Raw genomic sequence first — 14449 nt, 5'->3', positions numbered from 1 at the left:
CTCCCCGGGTGCTCCAGGAAGACCCGGACAAGCGCTCTACCTCGCGGCCGCTGTGGGGCCGGTGGTGTTACTGGACGTCCACCCAGTAGCTGTTGGTGTCGAGCTGGCCGTTACCGGTGAAGACCTCCGTACCGGCCTGGACGCTGGTGAGGTACTTGTTGCTGCCGAGCCAGCCCCGGTTCACGAGGTTGCCGGTGAAGTCGCGCAGGTTGAGGTTCACCGAGCTCGTGTTCGAGGTGCGGACGAACGAGAACACGTTCCACCCGGTGCCGTTGCCTGCGTCGATCCAGCCCCGGTACAGGTCCCAGGTCCCGCCCCCGATGTTGACGGTCGCCTGGCGCGTGCCGGCAGGCCCCGCGCCGCCCGACCTGTAGGGCCAGATCATGATCTCGTCGCTGGGGTTGTTCGACGAGCCGGGGTTGGAGATCGGGTGCAGCCACAGGTCATAGGCGACGTTCATGGTGCCAGAGCCGGTGACGTTGTAGTTCCAGGTGGTCGGGATGCTGCGGTTGGCGCTCAGCTGCACGGGGAGCTCCGTGCCCGGCCGCTGCCATCCCCAGTGCCAGCCGAGGATGATGCTGGAGTAGCTCTTGACCGAGTTGGACTGCCCGGTCCAGCTCCAGTTGGTGCCCCAGCCGACCGTGTCACCGGACTGCCAGTTGTCCCACACGCACTGCCACCCGGAGCCGGACCCGCTGCCCCAGAGGTTGTTGACGACGTAGTACTTGCCCATCGCGATGTTGCCGCCGCTCGCACAGGTGCTCGCGGCCTGAGCCGGCGCGGCGGTGGCCACGACCGGAACAACGGCGAGGCACAGCGCGGCGACGACTCCGGTGATCCGATGTTTGATCGATGCGGTTCGACTCTGACGCATCTCGGTCCTTTCGGTCAGGTCCCGGCGGACCCCCATTGGTCCGACGAAATCCGCTGAAAAGCGGGTGAAACCAATGATGGGGTGAACTTTCAGAAATGTCCATGGTTTGACATGAACCCGTCGAAGCGCTTCCGCACCGAGGGGGCGTAGCTATACTTCGAAGCGTCAAGGCGGACGAACCGCCTGCGCTCGAAAAAGGGGCGCGCGGCGGCCCGCGAGCCGGGCCGCACGGGACACATACGGACCGCACCACTCATCCGTCACTGTTTCCCTGGAGGCCCCCGTGCCCACCGTGTCCGCACACGTCGCCCGTACCGTCGCCCGCCACGTCGACCACGTCTTCGGCGTCATGGGCAACGGCAACGCCTGGTTCCTCGACGACCTCACCCGCTCGACGCGGGCCCGGTTCACCGCCGTCCGCCACGAGGCGGGTGGTGTGGTCGCCGCCGACGCCCACTTCCGCGCGTCGGGCCGCATCGCCGCCGCCACAGCCACCTACGGCGCCGGGTTCACCAACGCGCTGACCGCGCTCGCCGAGGCCGCAGCCGCCCGCGTGCCGCTCGTGCTGCTGGCCGGCGACGAGCCGACGTCGGGCCCGCGGCCCTGGGACGTGGACCAGATCGCGCTCGCGGCCGCCGTCGGCGCCCGCACCTATACCGTCGGCCGCGCGGACGCCGCGGCCACGAGCGTCATCGCCATCGAGCACTCACTGACCTACCGCGTGCCCGTGGTGCTGGCCATCCCCTACGACGTCGCCGCGCTGGAGGCCGGGCCCATCCCCGACGCGCCGGAGCCTGCTCTTCCCGCGCCCATGGCCCCGACCGGGCCGTTCGACGCCGCCGCCATCACCGACCTCGCCAAGCACCTCGCCACCGCCGAGCGGCCGCTGCTGCTCGCCGGGCGCGGCGCCTGGCTGGCCGGCGCGGGTCCGGCACTCGGCGACCTCGCGGAGGCGACCGGAGCGCTGACCGTGACCACCGCACTGGGCCGGGGAGTCTTCCCCGACGGCCGGTACGACCTGGGCGTCGCGGGCGGCTTCGGCGCCGAGCGGGCGATGGAGCTGGTCCGCGAGGCCGACGTCGCCGTCGTGGTCGGGGCCTCGCTCAACCAGTTCACCATGCGGTTCGGCGACCTGTTCGCGCCGGGCACCCGCGTGGTCCAGATCGACACCGCGCCCGCCGCGACGCACCGGCACGTCGGAGGCTTCGTCCGGGGCGACGCCGCCCTCGTGACCCGCATCCTCCTCGCCGAGCTGAACACGCTGGCCGCCAAGCCGTCCGGCTGGCGCGAGACGGTGGACGTCGCGGCGGCCCGGCGCTACGACACCGGCCCCGCCGACGGGATCGCCCCCGACGGGCGCCTCGACCCGCGCGCCGTCGCGCACCGCCTCGCCGACCTGCTGCCGGCTGAACGGGTGGTCGTCTCGGACGGCGGGCACTTCATCGGCTGGGCCAACATGTACTGGCCGGTCGCCTCCCCCGACCGCATGGTGATGGTCGGCACCGCCTACCAGTCCATCGGGCTCGGCTTCCCCAGCGTGCCGGGTGCCGCGGCGGCCCGGCCCGACGACGCCGTCGTGCTCACCACCGGCGACGGCGGCGGGCTGATGGCGCTCGCCGACCTCGAGACCGCGGTGCGCACCGCAGGCGGGCGGGGCATCACCGTCGTCTGGAACGACGCCGCCTACGGCGCCGAGGTGCACGTCTACGGACGGCAGGGCATCACGAAGGAGCCGATGCTCATCCCCGAGACCGACTTCGCGGCGCTCGCGGAGGCGGTCGGCGCGGAGGGCGTCGTCGTCCGCTCGCTCGCCGACCTGGACCGCCTCGCGGCCTGGGCCGCCGAACCCGTCGCCGACCGCCGCTTCCTGCTGCTCGACTGCCGGGTCTCGGGGGACGTCGTCGCCCCGTACCAGGAGGAGATCCTGCGGGCGAACCGCGCGCGCTAACCCTTCGACCCGGTCGTCGCGATCCCCTGCACGAAGTACCGCTGCCCCGCGAAGAACAACAGGATCATCGGCACGGTGGTGATGACCGACGCCGTGACGACCACCTCCCACTGCGACTCGCCGCCCGGGCCGAACTGGTCGATCACCGCCTTGAGCCCGCGCGGCACCGTGAACGTCGCCGAGTCCTGCAGGTACACCAGCGGGCGCATCAGGTCCGTCCAGGACGCCTGCGCCTCGAAGAGGAACGTCAGCACGAGCGCCGGCCGGCACAGCGGCACCGCGATCAGCCAGAACAGCCGCCACTCGCTCGCGCCGTCGAGCCGGGCCGCCTCGAAGGGCTCCCGGGGCAGGCTCAGGAAGAACTGCCGCAGCAGGAACACGTAGAACGCGCTCGCGAAGAGGTTGCCCGCCCACAGCGGCACGTTGGTGCCCACGAACCCCAGCCGGTGCCAGATCAGATAGGTCGGGATGAGCGTGACGGCCCCCGGCAGCATCATCGTCGCGAGCACCACCCCGAACAACGGGCCCCGCCAGCGGAACCGGTAGTGCGCGAAGCCCCACGCGACCAGCGCGCTGGAGACCGTCACGGTCGTGGCCGCGAGCGCCGTCACGACGAGGGTGTTGCCGAGCCACAGGGCGAGCGGCGCGGACTCCCACACGGTGAGGTAGTTCTCGAGCGTGGGGTGCAGCGGTACGAGCCGGTTGTCGAAGATCTCGCCCCGCGGCTTGAACGACGCCGACAGGAGCCACACCAACGGGTAGACGAAGACGAGGGTCAGCGCGACCAGGGCGACGAGGACCGGGACGCGCGCCCAGCGCCGGCCGCGGCGTGCGGCGGTCATCGCTGCTCCGCCTCGTAGTAGACGAGCCGGCGCGACACGAGGAGCTGCACGGCGGTGACGAGCATGATCACCACGAACAGGAGCCACGCGAGGGCGGAGGCGTAGCCCATGTGCAGCTCGGCGAAGCCCTCGCGGAACAGGTAGATCACGTAGAACAGGGCGGCGTCGTTGGCGTAGGTCGAGTTCCCCGCGCCGAAGTACGCCGAGTAGGCCTCGGTGAACATCTGGAACGCGGCGATGGTGTTGACCACCGTGACGAAGAACAGGGCGCCGCTGATCATGGGCAGCGTGACGGTGCGGGTGCTGCGCCACCAGCCGGCGCCGTCGACGCGGGCGGCGTCGTACAGCTCGACGGGCACGTCCTGCAGCGCGGCCAGCAGGATGACGACGGCCGCGCCGACCGACCAGAGGCTGACCAGCGCGAGGCCTGGCTTGATCCAGTCGGGGTCGGTGGTCCAGCTCGGCCCGTTGATGCCCACGGCGCCGAGCACCTCGTTCACCAGGCCGTACTCACCGTTGAACAGCAGGAGCAACAGCACCCCGACGGCGACCGGCGGCGTCATCTTCGGTACGAAGAACGCCGTGCGGAAGAACCCGGAAGCGCGTCCCGCCTGGTGCAGCAGCAGCGCGAGCGCGAGGGCGACCAGCACGTACAGGGGCACCTGGACGACCGTGTACTCGAGCGTGTTCCACAGCGCGAGGCGCACCTGCGGGTCGACGGCCATGCGCTCGTAGTTCTCCAGGCCGACGAACGACGGGTCGGTCAGCACGTCGTAGTCCGTCAGGGAGAGGTAGGCGCTGTAGAGGATCGGCCAGGCCGTGAAGACCAGGAAGCCGACGATCCAGGGGCTGATGAACGCCAGGCCGGCGTTGCGCTCGCGGCGGGCGCGTGCGCTGGGGCGAGCAGCCGTCACTGCTTCTCGTCCCATGTCGCCCACGCCTCGTCGAGGGCGGACTGTGCTTCCTCCTGCGCCTGGGCCAGCGCCTGTGCGGGTTCCTGCTGTCCGTTGAGCACGCGGTTGACGGCGTCCTGCCACGCGGTCTCGAACTCGGCTCCGGCGGGGTTGGCGGGCAGCGTGAACGTGTGGTCGTTGGCCTCGTACATCGCGTCGATGGCGTCGCCCCAGGGCGCCGGCGGGTCGGCGGGAACCAGCGTCTCGCGGATCTGGGCGTCGGCCTCCTCGTTGCCGGTCAGGACGCCGGTGAACACCAGCCCGTCGGCCTCGCGCGCGTCCGCGCGGGCCTGCGCGGCCTCGGCCCAGGCCTCGGTCTCGGTCATGCGGGCGGCGTACGCGCAGGCGGCGGCCGGGTCCTTCGCCCCGACGGGGATCGCCCAGGCCGAACCGGTCGCGAAGGCGTGCACCTCGCCGTCGGGGCCCTTGACGGGGCCGAAGGCCAGCGGGGCGTCCGGGGAGCTCTCGGCCAGGACGTTGACGTACCACTGCTCCATCGCCATGGCGCCGAGCTGTCCGGTGGCGAACTGGTTGCCCTCGCCGAAGAAGTCCGCGGAGTCGCGGTACGTCTTCACGGCGGGGAACCCGCCCTGGGCGTCGTAGACGGCCACCGCGTCCTCGAGCGCCTGCACCACGGCGTCGTCGTCGAGCTGCGCGGTGCGGCCGTCCTCGGACAGGAGATCGGCGCCGCGGCCCTTGGCCCACAGCGGCAGGAACTCCGGCAGCTTGGAGTCGACGCCGATGACGGAGAGCTTGCCGCCCTCGCGCCGCGTCATCGCCTCGGTGGCGGCCAGCACGGCGTCCGGGTCCGACCCGTCGACGTCGGCGAGGCTCAGGTCCTCGTCGCCGAGCAGGTCGGCGTTGGCCATGGTGATCTGCACCATGTTGAACTCGGGGATGCCGTAGACCTCGTCGTCGAAGGTCACCTCGGCCAGGGCGGGGTCGACGAACGCGTCGGTGTCGATCCCCTGCTCCTCGACGCAGGCGGACAGCGGCAGGATCGCGCCGCGCGAGGCGAACGTACCGATCTGGTCGCGCTCGGCGTAGATCAGGTCGGGCGGGTTGCCCGCAGCGGCGGCGGACAGGAACGCCTGCGGGTCCAGTGCCCCCTCGGACAGCTTGACGTCGATGCCGACCGCCTCGACCGCGCGTTCGTGCCGCACCTCGCCGATCTCGTCACCCGTGCCGAACCCCATGACCTGGAGCGTGCCGCCGGGCGACGGCGAGGCCCCGAAGTCGACGTCGGACCCTGCCCCGTCCTCCGCACCGATCCCGGTGGCACAGCCCGCCGTCCCGAGCAGCAGGGCGAGGAGCCCGGTCGCGACCGGGCCCGCGGTACGACGAGCGCCGGACCTTGCCGCGCGGGGCGCGGCTGCGCGGGGCTCGGGGGCGCGGGGCGGACGGACGAGGTGCTGACGTAACGCGGGCATGGTGATCCTCCTCCGTGCGGGCTACCGGCGTCGCTCGACGGCCGGTCCGGGATCATGGTGTGCCCGGGCCGGGGCACTCGCACGAGAAGCGGTTCTCGCCCGCTGAGCGCCGTCAGGACCTGCCGTGCACGCGCCCGAGGAAGTCGCGCGTCAGGGCGACGACCTCGTCGAGGTTCGTCTCCAGCAGCCAGTGGCCGCCGTCGAGGAGGTGCAGCTCGGCGTCCGGCAGGTCGCGCAGGTAGGCCCGCGCCGACCCCTCCGGCATGTAGCCGTCCTGCGGGCCCCAGGCGATCAGCGTCGGGGGGCGGTGCTCGCGCAGGTACGCCTGGTAGCGCGGGAACCAGTCGAGGTTCTCGCGCAGCCCCTCCATCAGGCCCACCATGATGCCGCGGCGTTCGGGGGTCCTCAGCTGCGCCCAGGCCACCGTCCACAGCTCGGGCGGGATGCGCTCGGCCAGCTCGTCGCGCACGTCGTTGCGGAACTCCTCGCGGAACCCCTCCTCGGTCACCGCGTTCTCCAGCACCGCGCGGCCCTCGGGCGTCGGGTTCTTCCAGTAGTCCCGCAGCCCCTGGTACTTCGGCCCCAGCTCGTCCTCGTAGATGTCGCCGTTCTGGATGATCAGCGCGGCCACGCGCCGGGGCGCCCGGATGGCCAGGCGCAGCCCGATCTGGGAGCCGTAGTCGTGCAGGTACAGCGCGTACCGGTCCAGGCCCAGCCGGGTGCAGAACGCGTCGAGGAAGCCCGCGTACCCGTCGAAGGAGTAGTCGAAGGTCGCCGGACCGGGCGTACCGCTGTACCCGAATCCCGGGAAGTCGGGGGCGATCGTGCGCCAGCGGTCGGCGAGCGCAGGCATCAGGCCGCGGAACTCGTACGACGAGCACGGATAGCCGTGCGGGAGGAGGAGCACGGGCCCGTCCGGGGGTCCGGCCTCGCGGTAGAACACCCGCACGCCGTCCAGGTCGAGTGTGCGGTGGCGGACGGCGCGGTCCGTTTCGGCGTGGTGCGGGGGTGATATCTCCATGATTCTCACCATCGCGAGCCTTCGACCGGCTCGCAACGGCGCGCGGCGCGGCAGCGGCCCCCTCCGCCGAGCCGAACCTGCCATGATGAACGGGTGACCGCCTACGACCTGTACGTCGCCGAAGCCGACCCGGCCCGCGTCGTCACGGTCCTGCCCGGGAGCGGCTACACCGCCATGGGCCCCCTGCTCTGGTACACGCGCAGTGCGCTGCGCGACCTGGGCTGGACGGTCCGCACCCTGGAGTGGGCGGCCAGGCCGTCCTTCGGCACGGCGCGTGAGGCGTACGCGGAGGTCCTCGACGGCCGCGGCGCGCCGGGCGAGGAAGCGCTGCACCTGGTCGTGGCCAAGTCCCTCGGCACGCTCGCCATGCCGACGGCGGTCCGCCTCGGCCTGCCGGGCGTCTGGCTCACCCCAGTGCTCACCAGCGAGCAGGCGCCCGACGTCCGGGAGACGGCCGCCGAGCTGGACGAGGACCACCTGCTGGTCGGCGGCACCGCCGACCCCCTGTGGGACGGCGAGCTCGTGGACGGCTCGGAGGCCGACGTCCTCGAGGTCGAGGACGCCGACCACAGCCTCGAGGTGCCGGGCACCCGGGCCGAGAACCTCGCGATCCTCGACGAGGTCGTCAGCGCGATCGAGGAGTTCGCGGGCTCGTTCGGCGAGGAATGACGGTCGCCCGGCGGGGTCGGCGCATCACCGGGCGGGTTCCGCCGCCGGCAGGATGTTCTGGTTGAGGTGGAAGACGTTGTCCGGGTCGTAGACGGCCTTGACCGCGGCGAGGCGCGCGAGCTTCGCGGGCGGGTAGGCCCGCTGGACGCCGGCCGCGCCGTCGTCGCCGAGCACGTTGACGTAGACGCCGCTGGCGAAGGGTTCGAGCCGGGTCGCGCTGGCCCGGGCCGCCGCGATCCTGTCGGCGTCCTCAGCCGGGTCGGTCCAGCCGGTGGCCGCGACGTACTCGAAGCGGGTGGCCCGCTGGCTGAACGCGGCGGCGTCGTCCGGCACGTCGGCGATGGCGCCGCCGTAGGCCTGGAGTCCCGCCCGGACGCCGGGTTCGGTGGCGAGCAGTGCCGCTGTCGCGCCGAGGGACAGGTCGGTGACGTAGTGCCCCTTCCAGTAGCGCCGAACGGCGTGACCGGCCGTGCTGTCCTCCCGGGTCTGGAGGTCCAGGTAGGACAGCTCCTCGACGCGGCGAGCCACCGGCGTCCCGAGCGCGGACTCGAGCTCCGCCGCGTGAGCGAGTCCCTCCGCTACGTCGCCGACCCAGACGAGGCCGAGCGCCACCACGCCGTCGTGCACGCCGGCGGTGTAGGTGGCCGCCCGCGGGGCCGCCGCGGCGAGGTCGCGCCACCGGGCGACGGTCGGCACGGCTCCCCCGACCGGGAAGTCGAGCTCGACGCTCAGCGCGCGGGTGCCGACGTCGTGCAGCCGGAACTCGAACTCGGTGACGACGCCGAAGTTGCCGCCCCCGCCGCGCAGCGCCCAGAACAGGTCGGGCCGCTCGTCGGCCGATGCGCGGATCACGTCACCTGCCGCCGTGACCACCTCGTAGGAGACGACGTTGTCGCAGGCCAGACCGCACCGCCGGGCCAGCCAGCCCATGCCGCCGCCCAGGGTGAGCCCGCCGACGCCCGTGTGCGACACGTTGCCCGCCGTCGTGGCGAGCCCGTACGGCTGCGTCGCGGCGTCGAGCGCGCCCAGCAGGGCGCCGCCCTGCACCCACGCCCGCTTGCGCTCCGGGTCCACCCGGACCGCGCCCATCGGCGTCAGGTCGATCATCAGGCCACCCTCGGGGACGCCGTGCCCGACGACGCTGTGGCCCCCGCAGCGGACGCCGACCTCAAGGCCCTCCCGCCGCGCCAGGGCGAGGGCCGCCACCACGTCGCCGGCCTGCCGGCAGCGGACGATCAGCGCCGGCCGGTGGTCGACCATCGCGTTCCACACCGCGCACGCCTCGTCGAACCCGGCGTCGCCAGGGCGCCGGACGTCGAGCCCCTGCGCCGTGGAGCCGTCCATCGTGTCCATGCTTTGCTCCTCCTCGAGCGGGGCCCCTCGTGCGGGCGCCCCGGTCAACGGCAGACCGGCCGAGCGGGACGGACTCATCGCAGCCGGCCGGACCCGAACGGCCCCGAATGACATTGCCGCCGCCGGTCCCGCTTGGGACCATGGGGCCGTGACCGCGCCGATGATCGACGAGAGTCCGGATCCACTCCTGCGCCTGCGCCCGCCACGGCATGCGGTGGACCCACGCGCCGTCGGCTGGTGGTCGGTGCAGCTCCTGCTGTGGACGGCGGTCCCCGTGGTGACCCTCGGCGTGCTGGGCCTGCTCATCGAGCCCGCCCGCGGATGGCTGCTCGTCCCCGCCGGGATCCTCGCCGTCCTGGGTGTGCTCGCCACCGTCGCCCTCCCCCGGCTGTGGTTCCGCCATCACCGCTGGGAGGTCACCGAGGAGGCGGTCTACACGCGCACCGGCTGGTTCTTCCAGGAGTGGCGGGTCGCGCCGCTGTCCCGGATCCAGACCGTCGACACGGTCCGCGGACCGCTGGAGCAGCGCTTCGGCCTGGCGACGCTCACGGTGACGACGGCGTCCGCGAAGGGTGCGGTGAAGGTCGAGGGGCTCGACGCCGAGACGGCCGCCGACCTCGCCGCCGAGCTCACCGTCGCCACGCAGGCCACCCCCGAGGACGCGACGTGAGCGCGGACGACCTGAGCCCCGACTACCTGGTGGCCGACGGCCCTCTGGCCGACGACCCGGTGGCCGACGAGCCTCTAGCCGACGACCCCGCGTGGGAGCGGCTGGACCGCAGGGCCTTCCTCGCCGGCGGGGTCTACACCGCCCTTCCCACCGCGGGCGCGGCGCTCATCACGGGCTACTGGCTGGCCGTCGGCGGGACCGTCGGGACGGCCCTGACCTGGGTCCTGCCCGCCTTCGTCGTCATCACCGCCGCAGGGGCCGCCTCCGGCGAGTGGATGTGGCGCGTCACGAGCTACCGCGTCGACGCCGAACGGTTCCACGTGCACACCGGCGTCGTGTTCCGCAAGCGTCTTGCCCTGCGCAGGGAGCGGATCCGCTCGGTCGACCTCACCGCGGACCTGGTGCTGCGCGTGCTCGGCGCGGTGACCGTGCGCGTGGGCACCGGCGAGAAGGCGGGGGCCGAGGGCACCGTCACGCTCTGGCCGGTGCGCCGCGCGTCCGCCGAGGCGCTGCGCGCCACCCTGCTGGCGCACGCCGCGCGACCGGACGCCGACGGCGGCGCGGACCCGGCCGACGGGTCGCTGGCCCGGTTCGACCGCGGGTGGATCCGCTTCGCCCCGCTGTCCTTCCTCACCCCCGCGCTCGGTGCCGCCGCGGGCGGCGGCACGATCCAGGTCGCCGAGTGGTTCGGGATGCAGCAGCGGGTGTTCGACGTCGTCGGGTCGTGGTTCGGTCTGGCCCCGGTGCTGCTCGTTGCCCTCGCGCTGGCCGTGGGGCTGCTCCTCGTCGGCGGCGTGGCCACCGTCGCGCTCTGGGTCGAGACCTGGTGGAACCACACGCTGGACCGCCAGACCGACGGCACGCTGCAGGTGCGGCGTGGCCTGCTCACCACCCGGTCGATCACGCTGGAGGAGTCCAGGCTCCGGGGCCTGGAGGTGGTCGAGCCGCTCGCCGCCCGGCTGGCCGGCGGCGCGCGTGTCGACGCCGTCGCCACCGGGCTCACGACGGACGACGAGGACAAGACGGAGAGCCGAACCCTCCTGCCCACCACGCCGAAGGGGCTCGCCGACCAGGTGGCCGCGAGGGTGCTCCGCGAGCCGACGCCGCCGACGTCGGCGCCCCTCACGCCGCACCCGGAGGCTGCCCGCGGACGCCGGCTGCGCTGGGCGCTCGGCACGGTGCTCGCGGTCGAGGCGGTGGTGCTCGTGCTCGGGGCGCTGCTCACGCCCGTGCTGCTCCACGTCGCGTGGATCAGCGCTCTCGTCCTGTTCCCCGTGGCGGTCGTGCTGGCGAACGACGCCTACCGCGCCCTCGGCCACACCCTCACCGGTGCGTACCCGGCCGGCTACCTGGTGGCACGCAGCGGCACCGTCCGGCGCGCGACGGTGGCGCTCCAGCGGCGCGGCATCGTGGGCTGGACCGTCCGGCAGTCGTGGTTCCAGCGCCGGGCCGGGCTCGTCACCGTCGTCGCCACCACCGCAGCGGGCACCGGCGCGTACGCCGTCCACGACGCGGCCGAGGCGGACGGCCTCGCCCTCGCGGACGCCGCCGTCCCCGGCCTGCTACGGCCGTTCATCGACAGTGCGGTCGACGCCGTCGACGCCGTCGCCGAGCCGGGGGCCACGCGGGGCTGACGGCTCCGCCGAGCCGACGGGTCAGACGCCGACCTTCTGCCGCACCACGGCGACGGCCTTGCCCATGTTCACGCTCCAGCCGACACCGAACACGCGCGGCCCGACGACGTGCTCGGCGTCGGGGTTCCAGAGCCGTTCCCTGGCGCGCTCCAGGGTCGGGACGCGCAGCTCGTACGGGACGACCGAAGCGATCTTGCCGTGCCAGGTGCGCTCCTCCTTCGGCCTGCGCAGCTCCTTCACGACCGCCGCGGCCGTCAGCGCGATCGCGACGAGCGTGAGGAACTTCTTGAGCCCTCCGCCGCCGTGCGCCGCCTTCTCGCCGTGGCCGGTGTGCTTCTTGCGCCCCATCGTGGTGCCTCCAGTGCTCTCGGTGTCGGCCGCGCCCGGTCCAGCCTTCGGCGTCGGCCCTGCACGACCATCCTGGGGCAAGCGCCCGCCACTGGCTCGTGCAACGGGCGACGGCCCAGCACGGGCGGGCTCAGCGGACCCGGACGGCGCCCGGCTGGATGGTGACGGCGACCCGGGTGGCCTCCCCGAGGTCCTCGCCGTCGATCTCGAAGACCCGCGGCTCCATGAGCTCGAGCCGCAGGCTCCGCACCCTCAGGTGCGTGGCGCTGTCGCTGCTCTCGGCCACCTTGCCGCCCGTCGCGAGGCGCTTGATCCCGTTGTCCCAGACGAGGTTCCGCACGGTGTCGAGCCAGCCGGCTGCGCCGTCCGCGCTCAGGAGGAGCAGGTCGAGCTCGCCGTCGGACGGGTCGGCGTCGGGCAGCAGGTTGAAGCCGCCCTGGAGCGTGCCGCAGTTGCCGACGAGCAGCGTGTGCACGCTGTCCCCGCCGTGCGCCTGGCCGTCCGCGGTGATCCGGACCTCGAGGGTTCCGCTCGCGGCGAGCGCGCGTCCCATCGACTCCACGTAGGCCAGCCAGCCGACCTTGTCCTTGAGGTCGTCGTCGGTCTCCGTGATCATGTGCGCGTCGAGGCCGAACCCCGCCATCACCGCGAACGCGTGGCGTTCGGGCCCGCCGGCGAGCTCGATCTCCAGCCAGCCGATGTCGATGGCCCGCGCCTCGCCACCGAACGCCCGGGTCAGGGCGCCGGGGATGTCGTTGAGCGGCACGCCGAGGTTCCGGGCCAGGAGGTTCCCGGTGCCGAGCGGGACGATCGCCAGCTCCGCGGTAGTGCCCGCCTCCGCGAGACGTTCGGCGACGGCTCGCACGGTCCCGTCCCCGCCGGCGACCACCAGCAGGTCGGCGCCCGCCGCGAGCGCCTGCGCCGTGACGCCCTGGCCGGCGTCGTCCTCGCTCGTCTCGAACCAGATGGTCTCGACGGCCGTCTCGGCGGCGGAGACCGCCCGGTCGAGCCCGGACTCGAGGTCGGCCCTGGTCGTCTTGACCGGGTTCCAGATGATGCAGACGCGTTGTGCGCTCATGGCCGCATGTTTCCACAGCCGGTCCGGCGGCTCGACCCCAAGCCCGGGGGCTCACGGTTCCAACAGGCCCGGCGGGTCCGGCACTGCCGCGGCGAACCGCCGGGCGAGCGCCCTGACCGCCTCCTGGAGCTCCGGCCCGCCCTCGACCCGGAAGGGGTAGGGCACGCTCGCGAGCCATTCCTGCGCGTACATCGCGGGGTTGCGGGTGCTGCCGACCAGCACGCACCCGTCGTCGGCCGCTTCGAGGCGGCCCATCTGTGCCCCGACCCATGGGGCGACGTCGGCGAGCGGGGCGTCGAACACGACGCGGGTGGTGAACTGCCATCCGGTGCCCAGGTGCTCCTCGAGCGCGGCAACGGGATCGAGGCCGTCCGGCGGCGCGAACCCCTGGTCGGTGTGCTCGACCGCGTGGACCCTGTCGACGCGGTAGGTGCGGGTCGCGTCTGCGCGGTGGGAGTGGCACAGGAGGTACCAGCGCCCGTAGCGCACGACGACGGCCCACGGGTCCACCTCGGCGACCCACTCGCTGCCGGACTCGCCGCGGTAGGTGACAAGCACGCGCCGTCGGGCTGCGATCGCGGCGACCAGCTCGCTGGTGACCGTCGTGTCGGGGCGGGCGGCGAACCGGTCGGGCGCGGCGGACGCGTGCTCGCGCAGGGCGGCGGCCTGCCTGCCGACGTCCTCGGGCAGTGCCCGGATCACCTTGCCGAGCGCGGTGTCGACGAGGTCGTCGCCGCCGGCGTCGGGGTGGCCGTCGAGCACCGCCATGACCAGGCCGAGCGCCTCGGTCTGGGTGAACGTGACGGGCGGGAGCCGGGTCCCGCGGCCGAGGCGGTAGCCGCCGTGCGGCCCGCGGGCCGAGGAGACGGGGATGCCGGCCTCGCGCAGGATCTCGACGTAGCGCCGGGCGGCCCGTTCGGTGACACCCAGCCGGTCGGCGAGCTCGTTCGCCGTCGTGCCGGGGCGGGTCTGCAGGACCTCCAGCGCGCGGAGCGCACGCGCGGTGGGGCTGATCTCGGAGGGCACACGTGCAGGCTACGGCCAGGTCCGGAGGGCGTGCCCGGACGGCGTGCCCGGAGCGGTGCCCGGCGCACGTGCGAGTGAGTCCCGGCCGGGTCACGGTGAAGGAACCCGACGAAAGGAGAGCCTCGTGACCAGCATCACGAAGTCGATCGACGTGCAGGTTCCCGTCCGCACCGCCTACAACCAGTGGACGCAGTTCGAGGAGTTCCCCCGGTTCATGGAGGGCGTCGAGGAGATCCGCCAGCTCGACCCGACCCATACCCACTGGAAGACGAAGGTGGGCGGCGTCGAGCGGGAGTTCGACGCCGAGATCACGGAGCAGCATCCGGACGAGCGGGTCGCGTGGACGAGCAGGACCGGGCCGCAGCAGGCCGGCGTGGTGACGTTCCACCGGCTGCAGGACGACCAGACCCGCGTCACCGTGCAGCTCGACTGGGAGCCCGACAACGCCACCGAGAAGGTGGGCAGCGCCCTGAACTTCGACGACCGCCGGGTGCAGGGTGACCTCGACCGGTTCAAGGAGTTCATCGAGTCGCGCGGCACCGAGACGGGCGCCTGGCGCGGCGACGTGAGCTGACCTGTTCCCAGGACCGGCCGTCCCGGGGC

The 14449-nt window shown here is 73.1% G+C and carries 14 protein-coding genes; 5 read left to right on the top strand and 9 right to left on the bottom strand.

Going from position 1 to position 14449, the window contains the following annotated elements; translation table 11 throughout:
- Positions 1–67: 67 nt before the first annotated feature.
- Positions 68–874: a hypothetical protein gene (locus ACFWE2_RS18985; RefSeq protein WP_377225777.1), complete on the bottom strand. Its 807-nt coding sequence runs from the start codon at positions 872–874 to the stop codon at positions 68–70.
- A 283-nt stretch (positions 875–1157) separates the two neighbouring features.
- Between ACFWE2_RS18985 and ACFWE2_RS18980 the strand changes: the two genes are divergently transcribed.
- Complete coding sequence (locus ACFWE2_RS18980; RefSeq protein ID WP_377225776.1) at positions 1158–2822, top strand: thiamine pyrophosphate-binding protein; 1665 nt, start codon at positions 1158–1160, stop codon at positions 2820–2822.
- On the opposite strand, the gene ACFWE2_RS18975 is transcribed toward ACFWE2_RS18980, so the two are convergent.
- The 4 genes from ACFWE2_RS18975 to ACFWE2_RS18960 all read right to left on the bottom strand — a co-directional run bounded on the left by ACFWE2_RS18975 (position 2819) and on the right by ACFWE2_RS18960 (position 7068).
- Positions 2819–3664, bottom strand: a complete 846-nt coding sequence (locus ACFWE2_RS18975; protein ID WP_377225775.1) for a carbohydrate ABC transporter permease — start codon at positions 3662–3664, stop codon at positions 2819–2821. The two genes, ACFWE2_RS18980 and ACFWE2_RS18975, sit on opposite strands and share 4 nt — an antisense overlap.
- Positions 3661–4593 carry a carbohydrate ABC transporter permease gene (locus ACFWE2_RS18970; protein ID WP_377225774.1) on the bottom strand — a complete coding sequence of 311 codons (933 nt, stop codon included), beginning with the start codon at positions 4591–4593 and terminating at the stop codon, positions 3661–3663. Before ACFWE2_RS18970 ends, ACFWE2_RS18975 begins: the two co-directional genes overlap by 4 nt.
- Positions 4575–6047 carry an ABC transporter substrate-binding protein gene (locus ACFWE2_RS18965; RefSeq protein WP_377225773.1) on the bottom strand — a complete coding sequence of 491 codons (1473 nt, stop codon included), beginning with the start codon at positions 6045–6047 and terminating at the stop codon, positions 4575–4577. Before ACFWE2_RS18965 ends, ACFWE2_RS18970 begins: the two co-directional genes overlap by 19 nt.
- Positions 6048–6159: 112 nt before the next feature.
- On the bottom strand, positions 6160–7068 hold the full coding sequence (locus ACFWE2_RS18960) for an alpha/beta fold hydrolase (protein WP_377225772.1): 909 nt from the start codon (positions 7066–7068) through the stop codon (positions 6160–6162).
- Between the two features lie 93 nt (positions 7069–7161).
- Here ACFWE2_RS18960 and ACFWE2_RS18955 point away from each other — a divergent pair, with 93 nt between their 5' ends.
- The gene (locus tag ACFWE2_RS18955) at positions 7162–7737 is read left to right on the top strand and encodes a hypothetical protein (protein WP_377225771.1); all 576 of its coding nucleotides are present in this window, start codon (positions 7162–7164) and stop codon (positions 7735–7737) included.
- A 24-nt stretch (positions 7738–7761) separates the two neighbouring features.
- Here the strand turns inward: ACFWE2_RS18955 and ACFWE2_RS18950 are convergent, their stop codons facing one another.
- Positions 7762–9090 (bottom strand): FAD-binding oxidoreductase, encoded by a 1329-nt coding sequence (locus tag ACFWE2_RS18950; protein ID WP_377225770.1) that lies wholly within the window; start codon positions 9088–9090, stop codon positions 7762–7764.
- A gap of 148 nt (positions 9091–9238) precedes the next feature.
- On the opposite strand from ACFWE2_RS18950, the gene ACFWE2_RS18945 reads away from it, so the two are divergent.
- Positions 9239–9760, top strand: coding sequence for a PH domain-containing protein (locus ACFWE2_RS18945; protein ID WP_377225769.1), 522 nt, complete (start codon positions 9239–9241; stop codon positions 9758–9760).
- A complete protein-coding gene (locus ACFWE2_RS18940; RefSeq protein ID WP_377225768.1) occupies positions 9757–11394 on the top strand; it encodes a PH domain-containing protein in 1638 nt (545 codons plus the stop codon). Before ACFWE2_RS18945 ends, ACFWE2_RS18940 begins: the two co-directional genes overlap by 4 nt.
- A gap of 21 nt (positions 11395–11415) precedes the next feature.
- Here ACFWE2_RS18940 and ACFWE2_RS18935 read toward each other — a convergent pair whose 3' ends face one another.
- From ACFWE2_RS18935 to ACFWE2_RS18925, 3 genes are all read right to left on the bottom strand, one after another.
- Entirely contained in the window at positions 11416–11742 is a 327-nt protein-coding gene (locus tag ACFWE2_RS18935) for a DUF5808 domain-containing protein (protein ID WP_377225767.1), read from the bottom strand.
- Between the two features lie 130 nt (positions 11743–11872).
- Positions 11873–12820 (bottom strand): diacylglycerol/lipid kinase family protein, encoded by a 948-nt coding sequence (locus ACFWE2_RS18930; protein WP_377225766.1) that lies wholly within the window; start codon positions 12818–12820, stop codon positions 11873–11875.
- Positions 12821–12871: 51 nt separating this feature from the next.
- Complete coding sequence (locus ACFWE2_RS18925; protein WP_377225765.1) at positions 12872–13846, bottom strand: helix-turn-helix transcriptional regulator; 975 nt, start codon at positions 13844–13846, stop codon at positions 12872–12874.
- Positions 13847–13970: 124 nt separating this feature from the next.
- Between ACFWE2_RS18925 and ACFWE2_RS18920 the strand changes: the two genes are divergently transcribed.
- Positions 13971–14420 carry an SRPBCC family protein gene (locus tag ACFWE2_RS18920; protein WP_377225764.1) on the top strand — a complete coding sequence of 150 codons (450 nt, stop codon included), beginning with the start codon at positions 13971–13973 and terminating at the stop codon, positions 14418–14420.
- The last annotated feature ends 29 nt before the right edge of the window (positions 14421–14449 follow it).

This window comes from Promicromonospora sp. NPDC060271 (assembly GCF_042726755.1).
Classification (GTDB): domain Bacteria; phylum Actinomycetota; class Actinomycetes; order Actinomycetales; family Cellulomonadaceae; genus Promicromonospora.
The sequence above is the reverse complement of the archived record's forward strand: the minus strand, read 5'-3'. Positions and strand labels throughout refer to the sequence as shown.